Raw genomic sequence first — 24,905 nt, 5'->3', positions numbered from 1 at the left:
TAGATGACAATGCATTTTAGTGTTCTCGCAAGCGGGAGTACAGGAAATGCCTTTTTCGTGGAAACGGAGGATCAATCATTCCTCGTCGATGCCGGCTTAAGCGGTAAAGCCCTGGAAGCATTATTTCAGGATATAGGCCGTGATATGTCCAAGCTATCCGGTATCCTTGTTACCCATGAACACAGCGACCATATTAAAGGTCTTGGCGTGGTTGCCAGAAAACATAAACTCCCGATATATGCGAATGCAAAAACATGGAATGCCATGGAGCGATCGATCGGTGAAATTGCAACCGAACAAAAATTCACATTTGAAATGGAACAGGTCAAAACGTTCGGCAGCCTTGATATAGAATCTTTCGGCGTTTCACATGATGCGGCAGAGCCAATGTTTTACGTCTTTCATCATGAAGATAAGAAACTTGTGGTCATTACCGATACAGGGTACGTAAGCGATCGGATGAAAGGAATCATCTCAAATGCCGATGCCTATGTATTTGAAAGTAACCATGATGTGTCCATGCTGAGGATGGGAAAATATCCATGGAGCATCAAGCGCCGGATTTTAAGTGATGTCGGACATGTTTGTAATGAAGACGCTGCCCTTGCAATGAGCGAAGTGGCCGGTGATAAGACCAAGCGGATTTACTTGGCCCACTTAAGCCTTGATAACAATATGAAGGATCTAGCAAGAATGTCGGTGGAACAGACGTTAAAGACAAAGGGGATCATCGTGGGTGAACAATTTTCCTTATATGATACTGACCCGAAAAGACCAACGGAACTTGTTACATTATAAATGAAAGGAATGGATGAGGGATACCTTGTTCATTCCTTTTTTATTTTTAAAAAATTTCGATTCGTAAGTTACGAATCGGATTAAAAGGGGTATCGTTTGGTTAGAACTGTATAGGTAAAAGGAAAAGGGCTGATACTAGTCAATTTTATGTTGCCCCTTAAATTAAGCATGCATTTTTTTAGAAAAATTTCGGTAATTGAGTATAATTGAGGGAGGATACCAAACAATAGAATTGCTATAATACATTCCTAAAATGAGAGGATGGGGCGGTCTTGGGTTATTATGATCAGAATGATGAGAACCAAAATAAACGGAAAAAAAGCCATACGAGCTATTTTCTAGCAGGCTTGGGGGGCGCCATCATCGGGGCCTTACTTATTTTATTAGCCTTTCCGGGAAGCGGACTGTTAAATAACGATGAAAACGAAATAACAACGGAAAAATCAACGGAGAGAAAGACCACGGAGCAGTCCCAGCAAAACCTTACTCTTGATGTAACAAGTGCCGTCACCAATGCCGTTGATAAAGCCAGCGACGCAGTGGTCGGCATCACTAACATTCAGGAAACGAACTTCTGGGGTCAAGGGAGCAACGCCGAGGACAGTTCGGCAGAAGCCGGCACAGGATCTGGAGTCGTCTACAAGAAAGATGGGGGCAAGGCCTATATCGTCACGAATAATCACGTCATTGAAGGAGCTAATGAACTTGAAGTGACATTAAGTGATGGCACTAAATTGCCAGCTGAACTACAAGGCAGTGACCCATGGACAGATTTAGCCGTCATTGTCGTTAATGGTGAAAAAATCAAAACCATAGCTGAATTCGGAAACTCCGGCAAATTGAAACCTGGCGAGCCCGTCATTGCCATTGGTAATCCATTAGGCCTTCAATTCTCCGGGTCGATCACACAAGGGATCATCTCCGGTTTGGAGCGCACGATAGAGGTGGATATCAATGAGGACGGACAAGTGGATTGGAATGCAGAGGTCATCCAGACCGATGCGGCGATTAATCCAGGTAACAGCGGAGGGGCACTCGTTAATATGTCAGGGCAGGTCATCGGAATAAATTCGATGAAGATTGCAGAAAATGCAGTGGAAGGAATCGGTCTTTCCATTCCGATCGATTCAGTGATCCCGATTATTAATGATATAGAGGAATTTGGTGAAGTGAAACGTGCTTTCTTGGGTGTTAACCTGGCATCTGTAGAAGAAATTTCCCAATATCATCAACAAAATACATTAAAGCTGCCAAGGAAAGTTACTTCTGGCGTTGCGATAACAGGCGTTCAAAGCAACTCTCCAGCATCCAAAGCAGGATTGAAGGAATTTGACGTCGTAGTTGGAATGGATAATGAAAAAATCCATGATGTCGTGGAATTAAGAAAATACCTTTACAATGAAAAACAAGTCGGTGATAAAGTTAAAATCATTTATTACCGTGACGGAAAGAAAGAAACAACGGAAGTCACGCTTTCAAGCAGCGAAATTTAAAGCACAAAAGGACAGGGGGTAGAAAATGCCTCCTGTCCTTTCTATTTCCTTGCGCTTTTCTTATTTTTTGTTACGATTACCTGTGGATATAAACTGAAATTAAAGATCTCAAGTGACTTGTGGATAATTGGGAATGGAAGTACTGGGAATAATGAATGGGAAAGGAGATATGAAAGATGAAATTATATTGCTGTCAGGAACATGTGGACATGGCGCTGGATGAAGTGGTATACGAATGTGAAACCTATCCTGTTTTAACGCTTGTTCCCGAAGAAAATCAGTTATCAACAACCTGTGAATATTGTCGAAACGTGGCAATATATCTAGTAGGGAACTAATATTCCCATACAAGATGTGGATAGATTTTGTGGATATGTGGATAACTTTTGTGGATAACATGTTTGTAACCTGTTCTTAACCTGTTCTTAACATTTTCCGAAGAGTAAAGCGGCGGGTGGAATGGTTTAGATCCAAGCATTTGGTAGTACGAATAATCAAGATAATTGTTCGGATTGGAACTAAGTCCAGCCGAATTTTTCAATAATGAAAGTTACCGTTGCCGCTTTCAGGGGCAGCGGTTTTTATTATAAAAGCATTAAAAATTGGAAAGGATATGCTTGTTTTGCTTATAGGTCACTGTAAGGTATGATAATAGGTAGGCAAATCCAACAATTGATAGTAAAAACATAATGAAAGCTAGAGGATATATATGAAAATAACGATTATTACTGTTGGCAAGCTAAAGGAAAAATACTTAAAGCAAGGAATTGCTGAATATACAAAAAGGTTAAGCGCCTATGCTAATATAGAACTTGTGGAAGTACCGGATGAAAAGGCTCCGGAGAACCTGAGTACAGCGGACATGGACATTGTAAAGCAAAAGGAGGGTGAACGAATCCTGGCCAAAGTCAGCCCGGACACCTACGTAATAACGCTTGAGATCAATGGAAAACAGCTTACTTCAGAACAGCTGGCCACTCATATGGATCAGCTCGCCACCTATGGAAAGAGCAAAATTGCCTTTATTATTGGCGGGTCGCTTGGACTTGGCACAGAGGTGTTATCAAGAAGCGATTATGCCCTTTCCTTCTCGAAAATGACCTTTCCGCATCAATTAATGAAATTGGTTCTTGTGGAGCAAATATATCGGGCTTTTCGGATAAATAGAAATGAACCATATCATAAATGATAGAGACTGATTCCGGGGGAGCTCCCCTTAATGTAATGGGTTAAAGTATTAAATCTTACTGTAATGAAAAGAGGGTAACGAATGAATAAAGAGTCCATTTATGGTTTAACATTCGAACAATTGACAGCGTGGCTTTCAGACCATGGCCATAAAAAATTCAGAGCTTCCCAAGTCTGGGAGTGGCTTTATAGAACACGTGTGACGAGTTTCTCTGAAATGACGGATGTTAATAAAGAGTGCATAAAATTACTTGATGAGCACTTTGTCATCCAGACTTTGACTGAGCACGTCAAGCAAGAAGCAGCGGATGGTACGATCAAGTTTCTGTTTAAATTACAGGATGGCAACCTTATCGAAACGGTTATGATGAGACATAAATACGGAATTTCGGTTTGTGTCACCACCCAAGTGGGCTGTAATATTGGCTGCAGTTTCTGTGCCAGTGGATTATTGGCCAAAAGCCGTGATTTATCCAGCGGGGAGATAGTGGAACAAATCATGAACGTTCAACTGCATCTGGATAAATTGGAACAAGGTGAGGTTGTAAGCCATGTTGTTGTAATGGGCATTGGCGAACCGTTCGATAACTTTGAAAATATGTTAGACTTTTTGAAAGTGCTCATGGACCATAAGGGTCTTGCTATCGCGGGCAGGCGCATTACTGTTTCGACAAGCGGCCTTGCCCATAAGATCTATGAATTCACCGATACCCAATTACAGGTGAATCTGGCCATCTCATTGCATGCGCCGAATAATGAGCTCAGGACGCAAATCATGAAGATAAACCGAGGCATCCCGATAGAAAAATTGATGAAATCTCTTGATTATTATTTAGAGAAAACGAATAGGAGAATTACGATCGAATATATCCTATTGAAAGATGTCAATGACCATCAAGAAGAAGCCGAGCAACTTGCCGATCTTCTTGATGACAAAAAACATCGTCTCTATGTCAACCTGATCCCATATAATCCAGTAGATGAGCATAGCCAATACCAAAGAAGTGATAAAGAGTCCGTTCTTTCGTTTTATGATACGCTGAAAAAGAGAGGCATCAATTGTAAAATCCGCCAAGAACATGGAACGGATATTGATGCGGCTTGCGGTCAGCTTAGAAGTAAACAAATCAAAAAAGCCGAAGCTAAGTAAACTCATTAAGAAAAAACAAAAAGAGGACGCATATTTTGCGGCCTCTTTTTTGTGTAATTTCATTATTTAGCTATTTCCTTTACCGAGGCGACTTCATACGTTGTAAGCTCGCTGCCTAGAATTGGAGATTCTTTTTTTGCTTCGCCGGAACCTGATTCAGGCCGTTTATGTGCAGATTTGAATGCATCGCTATTTCTCCAAGCCGTAAAGTTATCAAGGTTTTCCCAGTACATATTAACGCTCAGTTCATCGTGATCCGTCAAATTCTGCGTTAATAATACTTCAACTTTTACGAAGCCTTCCATCGTATCAAGTGGTCCTGGTGCAGTAAATCCTGGGGCCATGACTGCACCCATCCCTTTTTTGACTCTGATTCTATTCGTTACGATTATCATAAATGAGTCCTCCTTTTGGCCATCGGTTTGGAATATACGCCCTTTATTTCCGCAATTTCATACATATTTTAGCATATTGAAAGAAGCAGGGTCCATTTTGATTAACTCCAATCATGGGGCCCTGAAGACATTGTTTTAATGAAGACGGATGTTTCATTATATTGAAATAGAACAATTGAATTTGGATATTACAAGGTTTATCGATTCATATCGCGTATAATAGAACTCTGTATAAGGAAATTACGATTATGGGAACAATAAAGCAACATACTAAACAACAAAAGAGGCTGTTATATGAATGAATTGAGTTTTACTGATTATACATTAAGCGATGAAATTGTTAGGGCATTAGAAAGCTTGGGATATCAACGTCCAACCGAAGTACAGCGTGAAGTGATTCCAGTGGCGCTGAAAAAGCGGGATCTTGTCGTTAAATCGCAAACAGGAAGCGGCAAGACCGCTTCATTCGGCATACCGATCTGCGAAATGGTCGATTGGGAAGAGAATAAGCCTCAGGCGCTTATTTTAACACCGACACGTGAGCTCGCCGTGCAGGTAAAAGAGGATATTACGAATATTGGCAGATTTAAGAGGATAAAGGCTACTGCCGTTTATGGAAAACATCCATTCGCACTGCAAAAAGCGGAATTGAAACAAAAAAGCCATGTAGTCGTCGGAACCCCGGGGCGTGTTCTGGATCATATTGAGAAAGGGACATTCGCCTTGGAACGCTTAACTCATTTAGTTATTGACGAAGCGGATGAAATGCTGAATATGGGCTTCATCGAACAAGTGGAAGCCATTATTAAGGAGCTTCCGAAAGATAGAGTAACCATGCTGTTCTCTGCTACATTACCTGAGAGTATAAAAAAACTATGCAAGCAATATATGAAAGATCCTTTGGATATTGAAATCAAAGCAAAGGGTTTAACGACGGAGAAAATTGAACATGCCCTTATAGAAGTGAAAGAAGATGATAAGTTTTCCCTGCTTAGAGACGTAACCATCACGGAAAACCCCGATAGCTGCATCATTTTTTGCCGGACGAAAGATAGGGTGGATCAAGTATGTGAACAGCTGCTGGAACTGGAATATCCGTGTGATATGATTCACGGCGGCATGCTTCAGGAAGATCGCCTTGCAGTGATGAATGAATTCAGAAGAGGTGAATTCCGCTATTTGGTTGCAACAGATGTTGCTGCCCGTGGAATTGACATCGACAATATAACCCATGTAATTAACTATGACCTGCCATTGGAAAAGGAAAGTTACGTACATCGAACGGGAAGAACGGGCCGTGCCGGTAAAAAAGGAAAAGCCATTACTTTTGTGACGCCGTACGAAGACAAATTCCTTACCGAGATCCAAGAATATATCGGTTTTGAAATCCCTAAGATGACTGCTCCATCTAAAGAGGAAGTCTCCAATAAAAAAATGGAATTCGAAGCCAAATTGGAAGCCCGTCCAAAAATCAAGAAAGATAAAAGTGAACAATTGAATAAACAAATCATGAAGCTGTATTTTAATGGCGGCAAGAAAAAGAAACTCAGGGCTGTGGATTTTGTCGGAACCATCGCAAAGATTGATGGAGTGAATGCAGAGGACATCGGGATCATTACGATCCAGGATAATGTTTCTTATGTGGAAATATTGAATGAAAAGGGACCGCTTGTCTTGAAAGTGATGAAAAATACTAAAGTGAAAGGCAAGCTTTTGAAGGTTTCAGAGGCCTTTAAGAACTAAAGGTGTCGAATGAAAGAAGCGGGAAGACCGAAAATCGGTCTTCCCGCTTCTTTTTTATATGACTTGGGACAGGAACTTTTCGACCCACCGGGGGGAAATTCGACCTACACACAGATAATTCGCCCTCCCCCTACATGATCCGTCCTCACTGAAATAGTAGTTTTTTTGTTTATGAGGAGGTTAAGATTCTTTCTCCAAATTCTGTTTAACCGTCAAAACAGAGTGGTATATGAGGAAGGATCATGCAATTATTTCGAAACAATAAATACATCTGTTTGTAGAAAAAAGGGGTTTATCCAATTTTAAAACAAAGTTGATTGGAACGTAAGGTGCGAGACTCCTGCGGGAAAAGCGAGTGCCTGAAGTGGAAGTCAACGATCCTGTAGACAAACAACACGATTTAATCTGAATTCTTAGACATGGAGGGATTGAGTGGGATGACGAAAGCAAATGAAAGCGGAAGAATCGATGAGCAAAGTAAGCAGCGGCAGCTGGATCAATATCGAGTGGACGATAATGGGAAAAAGATGACGACTAACCAAGGTTTGCGAGTTTCTGAGGATGAGCATTCTTTGAAAGCGGGAACCCGTGGTCCAACTTTGATGGAGGATTTTCATTTTCGTGAAAAAATGACTCATTTTGACCATGAGCGTATTCCTGAGCGGATTGTCCATGCGCGTGGATCTGGTGCACATGGATATTTTCAGGTATATGAACCGATGACCGAATATACAAAAGCCAAGTTTCTTCAAGACCCTTCAGTGAAGACACCAGTATTCGTTCGTTACTCCACTGTGGCAGGTTCCCGCGGATCGGCAGACTCGGTCCGTGATGTAAGGGGATTTTCCACAAAGTTTTATACGGAGGAAGGAAACTATGATTTGGTCGGAAATAATATTCCGGTATTTTTTATCCAGGATGCCATTAAGTTCCCGGATTTAATTCATGCGGTTAAACCGGAGCCTCATAACGAAATACCTCAGGCGGCATCTGCCCATGATACGTTTTGGGATTTCGTCGCCAACAATGAAGAAACGGCACATATGGTCATGTGGCACCTATCTGATAGGGCCATACCTAGAAGCTTCCGTATGATGGAAGGGTTTGGTGTCCATACATTCCGTTTTGTAAATGAACAAGGCGTGGCCCATTTTGTTAAATTCCATTGGAAGCCTGTACTGGGAGTAAAATCACTTGTCTGGGATGAGGCACAGAAAATTGCAGGGAAGAATCCCGATTTTCACCGCCAAGATCTGTGGGAAGCGATAGATACCGGGAATTATCCTGAATTTGAATTTGGCGTCCAAATGATTAAGGAAGAAGATGAATTCAAATTCGACTTTGATATCCTTGATCCTACTAAACTATGGCCGGAAGAACAAATCCCGGTTAAAATAATCGGAAAAATGGTTTTGAACCAAAATACGGATAACTTTTTTGCAGAGACGGAACAGATAGCTTTCCATCCGGGGCATGTTGTACCGGGTATTGATTTTTCAAATGATCCGCTGCTTCAGGGACGTTTATTCTCATACACCGATACCCAGCTATCCAGATTGGGAGGACCGAACTTCCATGAGCTACCGATTAATAGGACGGTTGCCCCCGTTCATAATAATCAGCGCGATGGCATGCACCGGATGTCAATAAATCCAGGGCCGGTCAGCTACCACAAAAATTCCCTTGCAGGCAACTCTCCTGAACCTGCTGCGGAAGGAGAAGGCGGCTATGCACATTACCAGGAGAAGGTCGATGGCAGGAAGGTCCGGCAGCGCAGTGAAAGCTTCAAGGATCATTACAGCCAAGCTAAACTATTTTGGAATAGCATGACGGAAGTGGAGAAGGAGCATATTATTCAGGCTTTCCACTTTGAAGTGGGAAAAGTGAAAAGTAAGGATGTTCAGCAGCAAATTGTCGAGATGTTCAGCAATGTGGATGTTGAACTGGCCAAAACGATCGCCATGGGAGTGGGCGTGAATCCTCCAGCCAACAAAAGTGAGGTTCAAATGGACTTGGCTTCTCCAGCTTTAAGCCAGGAGCAAATGAAAGTGAACACGGCCGCAACAAGAAAAGTGGCTATCTTGGCTGCAGATGGTTTCAACGGTTCAGAGGTTAATCAAGTCTTGGAATCATTTAAATCGGCAGGTATAACGGCTGAATTCATCAGTCATAATCGTGGAGTGGTTACAAGTTCTGAAGGGCAGCAGGTCGAGGTGAACCAGACATTCCTGACAGCCGATTCGGTACTTTTCGATGCTGTATATGTGGCAGGGGGGCAGGGGAGTGTCGATGCTTTAATGGCATCCAAGGAACCCATTTACTTTGTTGATGAAGCCTACAATCATTTCAAAGCGATTGGTGCGGGAAAAGAAGGGGCCGAGATCTTATCGAAGGCAGGCATCATTTCCAATGATCCAGCTTCAGGCATTGTAGCTGTTACGGATAAAAATAGCGGTTCTGCCTTTATCGAGGCAATTGCCAAGCACCGTCACTGGAAACGCGCTTAATATCTATTGAAAACCCCCAGACTTGAAGTCTGGGGGTTTATTCAATAGATATTTCGTATCAAGCTACTTTGCTTTTTCTTCAAAAAGTGATGCAATGCCAACGATCACCTTAGTGGCCAATATCATATTATCAACGGAAATAAATTCATATTTTCCATGAAAGTTCTCCCCGCCCGTAAAGATGTTGGGTGTTGGCAGGCCCATATACGATAATTGAGATCCGTCCGTACCACCGCGTATTGGCGAGATTTGCGGTTTTATATCGAGTTTTTCCATTGCTTCATAGGCGATATCCACGATTTCCTTCACGGGCTCAATTTTTTCCTTCATGTTGAAGTATTGGTCGTGTAATTCGAGCTGGATTCGGTTTTGCCCATATTTTTCTTTTAAATCCTCGATTACTTTTGTTATATATTCCTTGCGTTCATTGAATTTTTGGCGGTCGAAATCCCTGATGATGTAAGAAAGTTTGGTCTCTTCCACATCACCATGAAAGGAAAGCAGATGATAAAATCCTTCGTAACCCTCCGTATATTCCGGTGCTTCTGCCGCTGGGAGCTTATTATGGAATTCCATGGCGATTTTTGCCGAATTCACCATTTTTCCTTTAGCCGTTCCAGGATGAATATTCGTCCCTTTGATCAGGATTTTGGCCGATGCTGCATTGAAGCTCTCATACTCAAGTTCTCCAAGCGGGCCACCGTCCACGGTGTAGGCAAATTGGGCATCAAAGGCATCTACATCAAACTTATGGGGTCCCCTGCCGATTTCCTCATCGGGAGTAAAGGCAACACGGATTTTTCCATGCTTGATTTCCGGATGCTGGATCAAATAATCCATGGCAGTCATGATTTCGGCAATTCCAGCCTTATTATCTGCTCCCAACAGGGTTGTCCCATCTGTTGTAATCAAGGTATGCCCTATATAGTTCTTAAGCGAAGGAAAATCATCAGGTGAAAGAATGACATCCAATTTTTCATGTAAAGTAAGATCTTTACCATCATAGTTGTCAACGATTTGCGGTTTTACATCTTTTCCGGTGAAATCCGTTGCTGTATCGACATGGGCCAAGAAACCGATTGTCGGGACATCCTTATTTGAATTGGCTGGCAAGGTTGCCATGACATAGCCGTTCTGATCCATTGTCACTTCCTTCATCCCAATGGATTGAAGTTCCTTGACCAATGCATTTGCCAATGTCAGCTGTCCGGGTGTAGAGGGGCATGAGGGATTTTCCTCATTTGATTGGGTATCCACTTTCACATAAGAAGTGAATCTTTCAATGATTTCATTTTTCACTTTTCCTTCAACTCCTTTCTCCCTTATCTTACCATGATTAATTAAAATGGAAAAATTATCTTTATTTCAAATCTTCAAGGGCGGTGTCATCAGCAAAGAACGGCATATCTGAAAGCGACATGCCGTTCTTTGCCATCCCTTTTTAGAGTGGATTATTCAAGGCCCATACGGAAACGCTTTTCCCATGAACGGGGAAGGTCGCAAAACCATCATCTTCAATGGTAATGTGGTCATCTTTATGACATGTTAAATCAATCCAGATTTCACCAGCACGATGTTCACCGACGAACATCCTTTTTTCACTGTTGTGATCTCCATTGGAGATAATGACGGCACACCCCGAGCCTTCTAGTTCTTCAACTCCGTGCCGGACCCATCCTATCGTATTTGGATCATCAAAGTAGTCGGTCTGTTCTCCGTAAGCTTTTTCATACCTGGCATATAGTAGGCGATCCAGGATATCCTTTTTCCCAGGCACGGGAGAGGGTCCGCCGATTCCATAATAGTCCCCGTAAAAGACACACGGATAACCGCAAAGTCTAAGCAGGGTAAGTGCATATGCCGATGGTTTGAACCAGTCCTTTACCCAAGATTCCAGTGATTCATGAGGCTGGGAGTCATGGTTGTCAACAAAAGTGACGGCCTGTGCCGGATTGGTTTGGACGAGGGTATCATCAAAGATGGTTGAGAGGTCGAAGTCTGCTCCTGCTTTTGAGGCCTCATGAAATTTATAATGCAGGGAAACATCGAACAAGTTGAGGTCATGATTGGTTTGCTCTAAGTAAGTTTGACAAGCTTTAACATCCGCCTTCCAAAATTCGCCGACCATGAAGAAATGTTCCTTTGTATATGGAATGAGTTCTTGGAGAAATTCATTGATGAATTCATAATCGATATGCTTAACGGCGTCCAAACGAAAACCATCACACTTTAACGTATCAACCATCCATTTTCCCCAGCTAATCATTTCCTGACGAACTTCCGGCAGGCTGTAATCGATGTTGGCAAACATTAAATAATCATAGTTTCCGAATTCATCGATGACATGCGGATTCCAGTGCTTATTTTCGCCTGTGATTCGAAATACACCCATTTTGTCGTTTTCGGCATCATAGTCTGTACCATTAAAATGAGTATGGTTCCACTTAAAGTCAGAGTATTTATTTTTACGGCCCGGAAAATCGAATTTTGTCCAGCCTTCCATTTCAAATGGTTCTGAGATATCTTCCATCCGGTTGTCTGGATTGACTTCAATCACTTCAAATTTTTCGGTTCCATCAGCTCCTGCTTTATGGTTCATGACTAAATCAATATAAACGCAAAGTCCGTAGTTATGGCAAGTGGCTATTGCTTGCAGCAATTCATCTTTGGTCCCGTATTTGGTACGAACTGTTCCTTTTTGGTCAAATTCCCCCAAATCGTAACCGTCATATATTCCATATCCATTATCCCCAACGGATTGCCCTTTGGTAACTGGCGGAAGCCAAACGCAGTCAATTCCTATATCCTTTAACTTGGAGGCTGCGTATTTCAATCTGTCCCAATGAGAACCATCTGCCTCAAGATGCCACTCAAAAAATTGCATCATCGTATGATTTCTTTTCATCCGTTTCCCCCCTGACACCGACCCGATTTTAAAAAAAGTGAAACTAATGCAATCGGATAAAGTAATAATGGAATTCTTTACCCACTAAAATCAAATGATAAACAAGTGAATAACCCTCTTGATTGAGGTTCATTTACCTCTCTATTTTACTATTTTATACCAAATAAGGGTATTTTATATTGATTAGCAGTTAAAAATTAATCAAATGTGGAGGAATAACCCGAAAAAGGCTATACGCCAATTCAAAAAAGGCATCCCGAATTTTGGGATACCTCAATTTTTCGTAAGTCTACTATCCTTTTTTACCTCTTCGTTTAAAGAAGTGGGCGAAAGCCATTGCACCGATTAATAAGAGTAGGAGCACGGAAGATAGAATGATCGTATCTTTGGAGGAGCTGCTGTTGTTGCCTGCCCCCTTTTGGCTCATGTTCCCGTCTATACCAGGAGGTGCATCATTCTCTCCGCCGCCCATACTGCTTTCTGTCTCGGCCTCCACAACCAGGTCTCCAGAAAGCTGCGCCAAGATCGATTCAGCACGTTGGACAGCGAAGTCAACCAGGGTTTCCTCGCTTGCCGTTGCTTCTGTATACTCGTCCATTGTATAAAACTTGGTTGGATCCTTTTTCACATATGGTGTGATCAATGTAGAAATTTCAGTGGTCATTGCTGTCATATTTTCTTCAGCGAAAAAATCTGTGGCAATCCGTATCTTCTGCTTAATTGGTATTTTGAAAAGGCTGTTTTTCTAGTATCGATGATGGATAACAATTGTTTGATGATATCCGGAAGAAATTCGTCGAACTTTATTTCCAGGATGACACAATCTGGGTCTAAAGCATCAACCATGATTAATTCGGGATTCAGGAAGTCCGTATCCCGATAGCTCGTTTTCACATTACTGTCAAAGGTGACAAGCACATTTCCATATTCATAGATGAATACCTCCCTTTCATAGTCAACGACGGTTGTCGGCTTGATTTGGAAAAGGGTCATTTGAACATATAAGTCCCTAAGGATATCCCTTGAATCCCCGGACATCCAATGTATGTCCCCTGAACTAATCCCTGTGATAAAATCCCTCTGTTTTTTGCCGCAGGATTTTATTGTCAAAGTTATCGAAATAGACACTTCGAATTAAATATTTCCCATCCAGCCCATGCGGATCAAGCCTCATGAAGTTTTGCAGGTTTTTTCTTAATAAATGACAATCTGCTTTGGTGATTGCATGTTTGAGTTCCCGCCTTCCCTTTAAACCATTCATTGTTGTTCCTCCTTTTCCTTGATTTTTGACTGCATTCAGCTTATAAACAGAATCTTAATAAAACCTTAACAACATTTTTATGTTCAATAGATTAATAGAGAGTAGGCCCCAGTTTTAACCTTTTCTTAATTTTATTGGAATTTACTAGAAGAAAAATGAGTGAATTTACTCATTGAGAATAATTATCATTATCATTAGAATAGGTTACACAATAATGATAATTATTCTCAATTAATTCAGTACATGGAGGTTCACTATGATAACGAACACGCTTACGAAAAATGACCAACTACTGGAACAACAAAATACAAGGGAATCAAATGCCCGATCTTATCCTAGAAGATTACCCATGGCGATCGATCAGGCGGAGGGAATTTACCTGACAGACATGGATGGAAAACGATATATTGATTTTCTTGCCGGGGCTGGAACATTAGCACTCGGACACAATCATCCGGCAGTGCTTGAAGCGATGGAAAAAGTTATTAAGGATAAACGTCCTTTACATACATTGGACTTTACGACGCCGATCAAAGAACAATTCGTCGATGAAATTTTTGAATGCCTGCCAGAGGAATTCAGAAAAAATGCAAAAATTCAATTCTGCGGCCCTACTGGCGGAGATGCCATCGAGGCAGCACTTAAACTGGTTAAGACAGCGACAGGCAACAGAAGCATTTTATCTTTCCAGGGAGCTTACCATGGGGCAACGCATGCAACGATGTCAATCAGCGGCAATACAAAACCAAAGGAAAAAATCCAAGGGTTAATGCCAGATGTGCAATTCCTGCCGTATCCCTATCAATATCGCTGTCCCTTCGGAGTAGGGGGAGAAGAAAGCCATAAAATCAGCAGCCAGTATATCGAAAATCTATTGAATGATCCCGAATCAGGATTATTGGCACCTGCAGGGATGATTTTGGAGGCAGTACAAGGCGAGGGAGGTTCCATACCAGCTCCAATTCCATGGCTTAAGGAAATCAGAAGAATAACGAAGGAGAAGGGCATCCCGCTTATTATCGACGAAGTTCAATCAGGTATCGGCCGTACAGGGAAGATGTTTGCGTTTGAACATGCAGGAATCGTCCCGGACGTACTTGTCCTATCCAAAGCAATAGGCGGAAGTCTTCCATTATCGGTGGTGATTTATAACAAAGAGCTGGACCTATGGTCACCAGGTGCACATATCGGTACGTTCCGCGGAAATCAAATGGCGATGGCAGCAGGAACTGCTACTTTAAAATTCATGAAAGAGACGAATCTTGTGGAGCATGCCGCTAAAATGGGAGAACTCTTAAAGGATATTCTTAAAGATTTGCAAAAAGATATTAAGCAGATCGGCGATGTCAGGGGCCGGGGATTAATGGTCGGAGTAGAAATGATCAATCATGAAGAACCGCAAAATGCGAATGGAAGCCATCCTGCTGATTCGCAACTTGCCAGTGCCATTCAACAGGAATGTTTTCAAAGAGGGTTGATTCTGGAAGTTGGCGGCAGACATGGAAGTGTAGTGAGGTTCTTGCCTCCATTGATCGTAACGGAATCCCAGCTTCGCGAGGCCACTGCAATTTTTGAACAAGCTGTTCGTGCAGCTGTTGCAAGAGGGTGAATGATCAATGATCGAAACGATAAATAAAACGGACTTTGCTTATTCCCGGATGTTCCTGAATAACGAAGAAGGCTTCAATAACTACAGCCAGTCATTGAAAATCATTGAAAAAAAGCTGACCAACTTTTTAAAAGGGAATCATTCACCATACTCTGGGAAAAAACCGTATGAAATCGAAGCAAGATTAAGCGGGCTGCCCCCCGCTTCCCTAAAAGGGGAGACACTGGAAGCAGTGGCGGATGAGCTGGCAGAGTTTGTTATTAATGACAGCATCAATGTACACAGCCCTGCTTGTATCGGACATTTGCATTGCCCGACATTAATACCAGCCGTTGCTGCCGAAATGGTTATCGGTACGTTGAATCAATCCATGGATTCATGGGACCAAAGCTCGTCGGCAACCTTCGTTGAAGAGCGTTTAATAAATTGGCTTTGCAGCCAGGTAGGGTTACCGGAACAAGCGGATGGGATTTTTACAAGCGGTGGAACCCAATCTAATTATATGGGCCTGCTATTGGCTAGGGACGCATATTGTAAGAAATTCTGGGGTGTTGACGTTCAACAGCATGGCTTGCCGGTCGAGGCGAGTAAATTGCGGATCTTATGCTCAGAGGCTGCCCACTTTACGGTTCGGAAGTCAGCGGCACAGCTGGGGCTTGGAGAACAGGCTGTAATCACGATCAAAACGGATGCAAATCACCGTTTGTCCATAGACGAATTAAATCATCAATTGCTGCTTTTGGAGAAACAGGGATTACTGCCATTTGCCATCGTTGCAACTTGTGGAACAACGGATTTTGGTTCAATCGATCCATTACATGAATTGTCCGAAGCTGCAAGGAAGAATGGGATATGGCTGCATGTGGACGCCGCATATGGAGGCGCGATGATTTTAAGTAAGGATTACAAAGACTTAATCAGCGGTATTGAACGGGCCGACTCGATTACGGTTGATTTTCACAAATTATTCTATCAACCCATCAGCTGTGGTGCTTTTCTTGTCTCTGACAGCAACTCATTCCAATATATCCAGCATCACGCAGATTACTTGAATCCACAGGAAGATGAAGCGGAGGGCATGGTTCACTTAGTCAATAAATCGGTTCAAACGACGAGAAGGTTCGACGCACTGAAGCTCTGGATGTCATTGAAGGTCGTTGGACTGGATACCTTTGCCGAAATGATCGATTATACTTGTCACCTTGCACGTGAGGTGGCTGTGAAAATCGATAAAGAGGAAGGATTCACAGTATTGAATAAAGCCCCTGAATTGAATGCGGTTGTATTCCGTTATAATCCCGAAGGAGAAAGCGATCAGTTAGTCAATCTATTAAATAAACAGATTCAGCAGGAATTACTGAAAAGCGGACGGGCATTTTTAGCAAAAACACGTTTTGAAGGACAGGTATATTTAAAAATGACACTATTGAACCCAATGACAAGGCTTGAACACATAGAGGACATTTTAGACGAAATTCGAGTATTAGGTGAAATGTTCAAGATGATGGAGGAATGAAGATGAATGGTAAGCAAATAGCTGAAAGGGCGACGATGCAAAGCTTTCTGAATTGCTATTTCCGGGAAACCGGAAATTGCAGGTTAGAAGAAACGAAAAACTGGCCGAATTTGGAGGGGCCCATTCCGGATTCATTAATGGTCAGTAAGCTCACATCCCAAGACATTGCATTGCTTGTTCCGCTTAAATATTGGTCGGAAACGGGGCGTCATATTTTCCACTTCCCGGTTTACTATCAAACGGGATCCAAACAAGTACATGAATTAGATTACGTGACAATGGTCTCGATTGTTTCTAAAGAATTATTGAATGAGCAGGGCCGGACGGATAGTGAAGATGAATTGATGCTGCGTGTCATCCTAAGCAGCCAAAATATTCAACGGTATGTCGAAGCCAGGACCGAAGACGCTGATGCCCTTCAAAGTCCCGATTTCACCTATATCGAAGCAGAACAGTCGCTTTTATTCGGGCACCTGTTCCATCCGACACCGAAAAGCAAGCAAGGCATTTCGGAAAAAGATGAATGGATCTATTCACCCGAATTAAAAGGCCAGTTTCAGCTGCACTACTTCCTGGCAGATCCTTCGATTGTCATCCAGGATTCCAGTGAAGACCGATCGGCAAGTGAGATCATCAAACAGGAATTAGCCGGTGACTTGGAGATATCCAGTGAATTCCGTCGAACGTATTGCCAAGAGGAAAGCCGATATACCATCATCCCGGCACACCCGCTCCAGGCAAAAGCCCTTATCGAAAAAGAAGAGGTCAAGAAGCTAATCGAGCAAGGGACACTAGTTTATGCAGGGCCGCTCGGGAAAAAATTCACGGCCACTTCTTCATTTAGAACGGTATATAGTCCCACATCAAGATATATGTACAAATTTTCCGTTCCGGTTAAAATCACGAATTCCTTACGTGCTAATCTGCAAAAAGAATTAGATCGCGGTGTCGAAATTGCAAAATTAATGGATTCTAAAGTGGGAGACGATCTAAAAGAACGGCACCCCTCCTTTCGTATCATCAAGGATCCTTCTTACTTAACGATCAAAACGACCGAGCAAGAATCGGGATTCGATGTTGATATCCGGGAAAATCCTTTTTATGAAAACGATAAACAAGCAAGCCTGATTGCCGGCTTATGTCAGGATAATGCTTATGGTGCACCATCAAGGCTTGGAGCGATCATCCGCAAATTATCAGCTGAAGAAGACCGCAGTACCGAAGAAGTAAGTGAGGATTGGTTCAAAACCTATCTGTCCATGACATTGAAACCGATGCTTTGGCTATTTGAAGAGTATGGAATCGTTTTGGAAGCCCATCAACAAAATTCCATCATTCAACTTCAAGATGGGTATCCAGCCGCTTTTTATTATCGTGATAATCAAGGGTATTACTATTGTGAGTCCAAAGTGGACAGGCTGCAGAAGATCATGCCGGAACTAAGTAAAAAAAGCTTCACGATTTGTTCTGATGAAGTCGCTGAAGAAAGACTGCAATACTATTTCTTTTTTAATCACTTACTAGGCTTAATCAATAATTTTGGAACAGAAGGATTAGTATCAGAGAACAAACTGTTACAGCTCGTTCAGGAACAACTGGAAACATGCAGCACGGAAAGCGGAGATGAAGGGGTGAATCGAGTTGTTTCAAAATTGCTTCATGCCCGGGAATTATCTTGTAAGGCTAATTTACTGACACGATTCCATGATATGGATGAGCTTGTCGGTTCACTTGAGACACAATCCGTTTATACAACGATTGATAATCCGTTCGCGCAGGGGGTTATGGCCGTCCATGAAAAATAGTTATGAAGAAATGCTTAAGGACTGTAATAAGCAGCTTTCATTTATCAAAGTTGAATTTGAGAGGGATTTGGATACACTGCATGAATGGATGCATGAAGATCATGTGATACCCTACTGGAATTTGAATTTCACAAAAGAAAAATTCGCTGTTCATTTAAAAAAGGCATTGGCTGATACACACCAAACACTCTATTTAGGCTGTCTGGACTCCATTCCCATGAGCTATTGGGAATCGTATTGGGTAAAAGGCGATATCATCGAAGATTATTATGAATCCGAAGAGGGAGATCAAGGCATTCACTTACTCATTGGTGATCCGGATTACCTAGGAAAAGGACTGGCTTTGCCGTTTTTACGGGCAATGGTGAAATTCCAACTACTGACTTCAACCACAAACAAAGTGATGGCTGAACCGGATATCAGGAATGCAAAGATGATTCATTTATTTGAAAAATGCGGGTTTACCCCAATTAAAGAGATAGAACTCCCTGACAAAACAGCATTGCTTATGTCATGCACACGGGGGAATTTCGAGAGGAAGTGGAACTATGGAGAAGCAACAATCTATCTATGACCTGGTAGGGATAGGGATTGGTCCATTTAACCTTGGACTTGCGGCCCTTTTGGAGAAAACCCCGGAGTTGAATGCCGTCTTTTTTGAGAAAAAGGGGGAATTTAATTGGCATGAAGGGATGCTGCTGGAAGGGACAACGCTGCAAGTGCCGTTCTTTGCCGATCTGGTTAGCATGGCAGATGTGACAAGCCCATATAGCTACCTGAATTATTTACAGCAGCATGATCGGCTTTATCATTTCTACTTCCTTGAAAAATTCTTGATTCCACGAAAAGAATATAACGACTATTGCCGCTGGGCTGCCCATCAACTTGATAGCTGCCGTTTTGGCAAAGCGGTGGAGGCGGTTGAATATATAGGAGATCAAGGTGAACCCTGCTATCAAATCAGTGTAAGGGATGTACAAACACAAAAGATCGAAGTCTATTTTAGCCGCCATGTAGTCATGGGAATTGGCAGTTCCCCGACTGTTCCATCGGCCTTTCAGCCCTATATGGGAGAGAGCATCCTGCATTCGGCCGATTATTTACGGAATAAAGAAAACGTCTTAAAGAAAAAATCCGTAACGGTTGTCGGATCTGGACAGAGTGCAGCCGAGGTCTTTCTGGATTTGCTTAATGAGCAGGAGGAATATGGCTACCAGCTAAACTGGTATACAAGATCCAAGGGATTTTTCCCTATGGAATATTCAAAACTCGGGTTGGAATACTTCACTCCAGATTACCTTGATTTCTTTTATCGGCTGCCGCAGGAAAAGAAGGACGAAATCCTGCCGAAACAGGATTTATTGTATAAAGGGATTAGCGCTACGACCATTGCAGCAATTTTTGACAAGATGTATGAGAAATCGATTGGAAATGCCGAACTTGCCATTGAACTTCGGGCCATGACGGAAGTTGCGGCAGTTACACCCGCCGAAAATGGCTGGCAATTGAAATGCCGACAGTGGGTTGAAGATAGCGAATTTGATGTGGACACAGAGGCGATTGTTTTTGGGACGGGATATAAATCAACCCTTCCGGCATTCCTTGAAACGATGGAAGACCATTTAGTCCGAGATGACTTGGGGCGTCTTGCAATAACGAAAGACTATAAGGTAGGGACGGCCATCTCTACACCGAATCACCTATTTATTCAAAATGGCGAGATACATACACATGGTGTGGGTGCTCCGGATCTAGGCCTGGGGGCATTCCGAAACTCGATTATCATCAATCAATTGGCAGGTAAAGAAGTTTATCCATCGAAGCCAAAGGGTGCATTTCAGTCATTCCGTGTAAAAACACCTGTCATGGCTTACTAAGAAAAGGGAAGGGAGAATTATATGCAGTTCATAAATGAAGTGGAACAGGCAGTTTCAGAAAAAAATTGGTCGATAGTAAACCAAAACCTGCTGGCCAAGATGATTTCTGAGTATATGTATGAAGATATGATCCATCCAGCTGTCCTGAACGAAAACGCAGCAGGAAATCTATATGAGTTAAAGATAAATGAGGGGAAATCTTATCGATTTTTAGCGTCGCCCCGTCTTTTTGACAGCTATGAAGTACAGGCCGAGTCGATCCAGGTATGTGAAACGGAAGGTTTTACACAGGCTAAAGATGCTATTCAATTCATTTTGGACATCCAGCCATTAATTGGGATGACTGCAGAAACAACAGGACATTTAATCAAAGAATTCCATCATACACTGCTTGCGGATCTCCAATTGCTATCCAAACCTGAACAAGATGCGGATGATTTAGTCGAACTGGATTATGCATTACTTGAAGGCGAAATGAGCGGTCACCCTTGGATTGCTTATAACAAGGGAAGAATCGGTTTCGGTTATGATGATTATTTGAAGTTCGCCCCAGAAAACCAGAAGGAAGTTCAGTTATCCTGGATTGCCGTCCATAAAACCAGGGGTGAGTTCAATTCAGTCGAAACGTTATCCTATAAGCAATTGATGGAGAATGAACTGGATGGGGAAACCCAAAAATCATTTGCAAAGACATTGATAGAAAAAGGGCTGAACGCAGAAAACTATTACTACCTCCCAGTTCATGAATGGCAGTGGAAGAATGTAATCATCCAGAACTTTACCGATGACTTGGCTAAAGGGCTGATCGTAGCTTTGGGAAATGGTCCTGATAAATATTTGCCGCAACAATCAATCCGGACATTTGTTAATGTATCGAATAAGGATAAACACCACGTCAAGCTGCCGATGAGCATTTTAAATACGCTAGTATACCGTGGATTGCCAGCTGAACGCACGGTCATTGCCCCAAAAATCACAACGTATATAAAGAATATTTATGAAAATGATTCATTCTTGAAAGAACGATGCAAAGTAGTGCTTCCTGGTGAAGTGGCCAGTTTAAATGTTGATCACCCGTATTATTCCAAGCTAGAGAATGTACCGTATCAATATTTGGAGATGCTGGGGGGGATTTGGAGAGAAAGCATTTACAGTTATATGGAAGAAGGAGAAAAGCCCATTACGCTTGCGTCCCTTTTACATGCCGACAGCAAAGGTAAACCATATGTGGAAAGTCTTATTGAAAAATCGGGATTGACTGCAGAAGACTGGACAGCTCAATTATTTGACGTCATCCTATCACCATTACTGCATTTCATCTATCAATATGGATTGGTCTTCTCGCCGCATGGTCAAAATACCATTTTAGTTTTGAAGGATTACAAACCTCACCGTTTGGCCATCAAGGATTTTGTAGATGATGTAAACGTAAGTGATCAGCCGCTTCCTGAATTAAGCAGCCTTCCTGATGATTTAAGGAAAGTACTAAGAAGTGAGACTCCGGAGGGGCTGGTCCAATTCATTTTCACGGGACTATTCATCTGTCATTTCCGATACTTGTCAACACTTCTGATGAAGAGGTCCCTTTTGGATGAGAATGCTTTTTGGGAAGGCGTCGCTCGAACAATCCTTACACATCAGAAAAAATTCCCTATGTTACGGGATCGTTTCGATACGTTCAATTTCTTTGCGCCAAAATTAACAAAGCTCTGCCTGAATAGAAATCGGATGCTTCAATATGGGTATAGCGATGGTGAAGACCGTCCGCATGCATCTGAGTTTGGGCATGTGAATAATGCCCTTTATGAAAAGTTACCTGCAAAAACGCTATAAAGTTAAACTGGCTCAGACTTTTGAGCCAGTTTTCTTATGGTTTTACAATTTGACCGTTGATTTCCGCTTCAGGCACTCGCTTTCCGCGGGCGGTCAGCCCTCGGCTTGCTCCTTATGGGGTCTCCCCTAGACACGCTTTTCCCGCAGGAGTCTCGTACCTTCCACTCCAATCAACTTTGTTATTAAATTTAGATAGAAACCATATCTAAGGAGTTAAAGATGTTAATATGTGATCCGACCACCTTTCCACAGTATTTTTATGGTTTTTACAATTTGACCGTTGATTTCCGCTCCAATCAACTTAGTTTTAACGGTAAGGTAGAACTGATGTTGTCTACAGTCTTTTATGATTTAAATAGATTAAATCTGAGGTAATGTGGGTGTTAAACCTATAAAAGGGAAAATCAAAGAGACGAAATGTACGCATAAAAAACGGATTGTGTTATCCTCTTTGGGTCAAATTCACTAAAAATTATCTTTGAGATAGGGCTTGCCGTTCATTTAAATTGGTGATAAGCTATGTGTAAACGGTTACACAAAAGCGTAGAGGGTGATATTTTGGCAACTATTCGGGATGTGGCAAAGGAAGCTGGAGTTTCTGTGGCAACGGTTTCCAGAGTTATGAATGGCAGTGGTTATGCACATGAGGACACAAAAAAGGTGGTCATGGCAGCTGTTGAAAAATTGAATTATAAACCGAATGAAGTGGCAAGATCCCTCTACAATCGTAAATCCAAATTGGTTGGTTTGATTTTGCCGGACATTACGAATCCCTTCTTCCCAGAAATGGCAAGAGGTGTCGAGGATTATCTGCAGCAGTTTGGTTATCGGTTGATTTTTGGAAATAGTGATGAAAAGCGAGATAAAGAAATAGAATATATTGACACTTTCCTGCAAAACAATGTAGTGGGCATGATTGCTTCAACTAGTGAAGAAGCCAATGAGAATTTCGATAATCTGGATATTCCAGTTGTCCTTCTCGACCGTACAGCAGAGAAATTACCAGCTGTTTATTCCGATCAAAGGACAGGCGGTAAGCTGGCAGCACGCGTATTGCTGGATAGAGGCAGTACGAATATCGTCCTCATTAGGGGGCCAGTGGAAATAAAGCCTGTATATGAACGGTATATGGCAGCATTGGAAGAATTGAAACAAGCAAAAGTGAACGTGCAAGTCATGGATTCATCCCTGACTCTTCAGGGCGGCCAAACATGCGTCAAGCAGCTTTTCGAGCAATATCCGGAAACGGATGGAATCATTGCTTGTAATGATATTGTTGCAGCCGCAGCACTTCAAGAGATTTTAAAACGGGGAATACGGATACCGGAAGACATACAATTGATCGGCTATGATGATATCTCCTTCACAGCGTTATTGCACCCACCGTTATCGACCATTCGGCAGCCAGCCTATGAGATGGGGGCACATGCGGCGGAAATGCTAATTAAAAGGATCAATCAAGAAAAAATGGAAGTAACACATAAAAAGCTCCCTGTTTCTTTTGTGGAGAGACAAACAACGAGAAGGAAGGCGGAGAAGACATGATTAGAATTGCAGTAGTGGGAAGCTCGTCAATGGACTTAGTGGTGACATCAGCTAAACGGCCAATGGCGGGGGAAACGGTTTTAGGAGAGTCCTTTATCACGGTTCCTGGAGGAAAGGGAGCCAATCAGGCTGTTGCAGCGGCACGTCTTGGTGCAGAAGTGTCAATGGTTGGATGTGTGGGAGATGATGTCTATGGAGAGATCATCTTAGAAAATCTGAAAAAGAATCATGTAAACACGCAGTATGTGGAACCGGTTACAGGTTCTGCTTCCGGGACAGCACACATTACCCTTTCGGAAGGTGATAACAGCATTATAGTCGTAAAAGGTGCAAATGATTTCATTACTCCTGAATATGTAGAAAAGGCGAAAAAGGTGATAGAGGAATCGGATATCGTGATGGTTCAGCAGGAAATACCTGAGGAAACTGTGGAGTATCTGGCTGACTTGTGCAACATGCTTCAAAAGAGATTACTATTGAATCCAGCTCCCGCCCGCAAGCTAAGCGAGGCTGTCATTCAACAGGCATCATTCCTTACTCCGAATGAACATGAATTCGAGATACTATTCGATGGGAGAGATAGAACGGAAGTCTTGACTGAGTATCCAAATAAATTATTCATTACCGAAGGAAAAAATGGCGTCCGTTACTTTGATGGACATGAAGAAAAGATTGTTCCAAGCTTTGAAGTGGAAGCGGTGGATACAACAGGTGCAGGGGATACATTCAATGCTGCCTTTGCGGTGGCTGTTGCAGAAGGAAAAAGTTTTGGCGAAAGTTTGTTGTTCGCGAACCGGGCAGCTTCCATTTCCGTAACGAAATTAGGCGCTCAAGGCGGCATGCCGCAAAGGGTAGAGGTCGAGAGGGGCTTTGAAGCATGAAACGTCAAGGAATCATCAATAGTTCAATAGCCAAGGTCCTGGTTGACCTTGGTCATACCGATTATATTGTCGTAGGTGATGCCGGGCTGCCGGTGCCGCCCGGAGTTTGCAAGATAGATTTGGCATTGAGGCCTGGGACGCCATCATTTCAAGATGTCGTCCGGGCGGTTCACGAAGATATGGTTGTTGAAAAAGTTATCGCTGCCACAGAAGTGAAGGTTAAAAACCCGGAACAGCATCAATACATGGAGCACCAATTCGGAGCAGCGATTGAATATGTTTCCCATGAGGATTTTAAAAGGCTGACAAGTAACGCGAAAGCCATTATCCGGACCGGGGAGACGACGCCATATTCAAATTGCATATTGCAGTCTGGAGTATTCTTTTAAAGAAATGAGA

20 protein-coding genes and 1 pseudogene are annotated in these 24,905 nt (G+C 42.4%); 16 read left to right on the top strand and 5 right to left on the bottom strand.

The window, feature by feature from the left end:
* The first annotated feature begins 3 nt into the window (after nucleotides 1-3).
* The 5 genes from MKX49_RS25615 (at nucleotide 4) to rlmN (ending at nucleotide 4,629) form a co-directional block, all read left to right on the top strand.
* Entirely contained in the window at nucleotides 4-798 is a 795-nt protein-coding gene (locus tag MKX49_RS25615) for an MBL fold metallo-hydrolase (RefSeq protein WP_034316123.1), read from the top strand.
* A 272-nt stretch (nucleotides 799-1,070) separates the two neighbouring features.
* The gene (locus MKX49_RS25610; protein WP_072272175.1) at nucleotides 1,071-2,291 is read left to right on the top strand and encodes a S1C family serine protease; all 1,221 of its coding nucleotides are present in this window, start codon (nucleotides 1,071-1,073) and stop codon (nucleotides 2,289-2,291) included.
* 176 nt (nucleotides 2,292-2,467) lie between these two features.
* Complete coding sequence (locus tag MKX49_RS25605) at nucleotides 2,468-2,629, top strand: CxxH/CxxC protein (protein ID WP_065310847.1); 162 nt, start codon at nucleotides 2,468-2,470, stop codon at nucleotides 2,627-2,629.
* Between the two features lie 371 nt (nucleotides 2,630-3,000).
* Nucleotides 3,001-3,480: a 23S rRNA (pseudouridine(1915)-N(3))-methyltransferase RlmH gene (gene rlmH, locus MKX49_RS25600; RefSeq protein WP_034316119.1), complete on the top strand. Its 480-nt coding sequence runs from the start codon at nucleotides 3,001-3,003 to the stop codon at nucleotides 3,478-3,480.
* A gap of 81 nt (nucleotides 3,481-3,561) precedes the next feature.
* Nucleotides 3,562-4,629 (top strand): 23S rRNA (adenine(2503)-C(2))-methyltransferase RlmN, encoded by a 1,068-nt coding sequence (rlmN, locus tag MKX49_RS25595; RefSeq protein ID WP_340878239.1) that lies wholly within the window; start codon nucleotides 3,562-3,564, stop codon nucleotides 4,627-4,629.
* A 62-nt stretch (nucleotides 4,630-4,691) separates the two neighbouring features.
* On the opposite strand, the gene MKX49_RS25590 is transcribed toward rlmN, so the two are convergent.
* The gene (locus MKX49_RS25590; RefSeq protein WP_318291585.1) at nucleotides 4,692-5,024 is read right to left on the bottom strand and encodes a heme oxygenase; all 333 of its coding nucleotides are present in this window, start codon (nucleotides 5,022-5,024) and stop codon (nucleotides 4,692-4,694) included.
* A 294-nt stretch (nucleotides 5,025-5,318) separates the two neighbouring features.
* On the opposite strand from MKX49_RS25590, the gene MKX49_RS25585 reads away from it, so the two are divergent.
* Together MKX49_RS25585 and MKX49_RS25580 are read left to right on the top strand one after the other, a co-directional pair.
* Nucleotides 5,319-6,767, top strand: a complete 1,449-nt coding sequence (locus MKX49_RS25585) for a DEAD/DEAH box helicase (RefSeq protein WP_202314933.1) — start codon at nucleotides 5,319-5,321, stop codon at nucleotides 6,765-6,767.
* Nucleotides 6,768-7,204: 437 nt separating this feature from the next.
* Nucleotides 7,205-9,274 (top strand): catalase, encoded by a 2,070-nt coding sequence (locus MKX49_RS25580; protein WP_340878236.1) that lies wholly within the window; start codon nucleotides 7,205-7,207, stop codon nucleotides 9,272-9,274.
* Between the two features lie 63 nt (nucleotides 9,275-9,337).
* Here the strand turns inward: MKX49_RS25580 and pepT are convergent, their stop codons facing one another.
* From pepT to MKX49_RS25560, 4 genes and pseudogenes are all read right to left on the bottom strand, one after another.
* Entirely contained in the window at nucleotides 9,338-10,573 is a 1,236-nt protein-coding gene (gene pepT, locus MKX49_RS25575; RefSeq protein ID WP_340878235.1) for a peptidase T, read from the bottom strand.
* Between the two features lie 142 nt (nucleotides 10,574-10,715).
* A complete protein-coding gene (locus MKX49_RS25570; RefSeq protein ID WP_318291581.1) occupies nucleotides 10,716-12,179 on the bottom strand; it encodes an alpha-amylase in 1,464 nt (487 codons plus the stop codon).
* A 292-nt stretch (nucleotides 12,180-12,471) separates the two neighbouring features.
* A complete protein-coding gene (locus MKX49_RS25565) occupies nucleotides 12,472-12,852 on the bottom strand; it encodes a hypothetical protein (protein WP_323596442.1) in 381 nt (126 codons plus the stop codon).
* Nucleotides 12,849-13,440: pseudogene (locus tag MKX49_RS25560) on the bottom strand (VTC domain-containing protein). Before MKX49_RS25560 ends, MKX49_RS25565 begins: the two are co-directional and overlap by 4 nt.
* A gap of 256 nt (nucleotides 13,441-13,696) precedes the next feature.
* Here MKX49_RS25560 and MKX49_RS25555 point away from each other — a divergent pair.
* From MKX49_RS25555 to rbsD, 9 genes are all read left to right on the top strand, one after another.
* Nucleotides 13,697-15,049, top strand: coding sequence for an aspartate aminotransferase family protein (locus tag MKX49_RS25555; RefSeq protein ID WP_048685631.1), 1,353 nt, complete (start codon nucleotides 13,697-13,699; stop codon nucleotides 15,047-15,049).
* Between the two features lie 7 nt (nucleotides 15,050-15,056).
* Entirely contained in the window at nucleotides 15,057-16,565 is a 1,509-nt protein-coding gene (locus tag MKX49_RS25550; RefSeq protein WP_340878234.1) for a pyridoxal phosphate-dependent decarboxylase family protein, read from the top strand.
* A gap of 2 nt (nucleotides 16,566-16,567) precedes the next feature.
* Nucleotides 16,568-18,370, top strand: a complete 1,803-nt coding sequence (locus MKX49_RS25545; protein ID WP_340878232.1) for an IucA/IucC family protein — start codon at nucleotides 16,568-16,570, stop codon at nucleotides 18,368-18,370.
* Nucleotides 18,360-18,944 (top strand): GNAT family N-acetyltransferase, encoded by a 585-nt coding sequence (locus MKX49_RS25540; RefSeq protein ID WP_340878231.1) that lies wholly within the window; start codon nucleotides 18,360-18,362, stop codon nucleotides 18,942-18,944. The genes MKX49_RS25545 and MKX49_RS25540 overlap by 11 nt, the downstream gene beginning before the upstream one ends.
* Nucleotides 18,919-20,247, top strand: a complete 1,329-nt coding sequence (locus MKX49_RS25535) for a lysine N(6)-hydroxylase/L-ornithine N(5)-oxygenase family protein (protein ID WP_340878230.1) — start codon at nucleotides 18,919-18,921, stop codon at nucleotides 20,245-20,247. Before MKX49_RS25540 ends, MKX49_RS25535 begins: the two co-directional genes overlap by 26 nt.
* A gap of 21 nt (nucleotides 20,248-20,268) precedes the next feature.
* Nucleotides 20,269-22,080, top strand: a complete 1,812-nt coding sequence (locus MKX49_RS25530) for an IucA/IucC family protein (protein WP_340878227.1) — start codon at nucleotides 20,269-20,271, stop codon at nucleotides 22,078-22,080.
* A 558-nt stretch (nucleotides 22,081-22,638) separates the two neighbouring features.
* Nucleotides 22,639-23,625 (top strand): LacI family DNA-binding transcriptional regulator, encoded by a 987-nt coding sequence (locus MKX49_RS25525; RefSeq protein WP_048685640.1) that lies wholly within the window; start codon nucleotides 22,639-22,641, stop codon nucleotides 23,623-23,625.
* Nucleotides 23,622-24,506, top strand: coding sequence for a ribokinase (gene rbsK / locus MKX49_RS25520; protein WP_063595563.1), 885 nt, complete (start codon nucleotides 23,622-23,624; stop codon nucleotides 24,504-24,506). The genes MKX49_RS25525 and rbsK overlap by 4 nt, the downstream gene beginning before the upstream one ends.
* A complete protein-coding gene (gene rbsD, locus MKX49_RS25515) occupies nucleotides 24,503-24,895 on the top strand; it encodes a D-ribose pyranase (RefSeq protein ID WP_340878226.1) in 393 nt (130 codons plus the stop codon). Before rbsK ends, rbsD begins: the two co-directional genes overlap by 4 nt.
* Nucleotides 24,896-24,905: the final 10 nt, after the last annotated feature.

It is taken from the genome of Peribacillus sp. FSL M8-0224 (genome assembly GCF_038003055.1).
In the GTDB taxonomy this organism is placed as follows: Bacteria; Bacillota; Bacilli; order Bacillales; family DSM-1321; genus Peribacillus; species Peribacillus frigoritolerans.
Note: the sequence above shows the minus strand (reverse complement) of the source record. Positions and strands in the feature narration are given on the sequence as shown.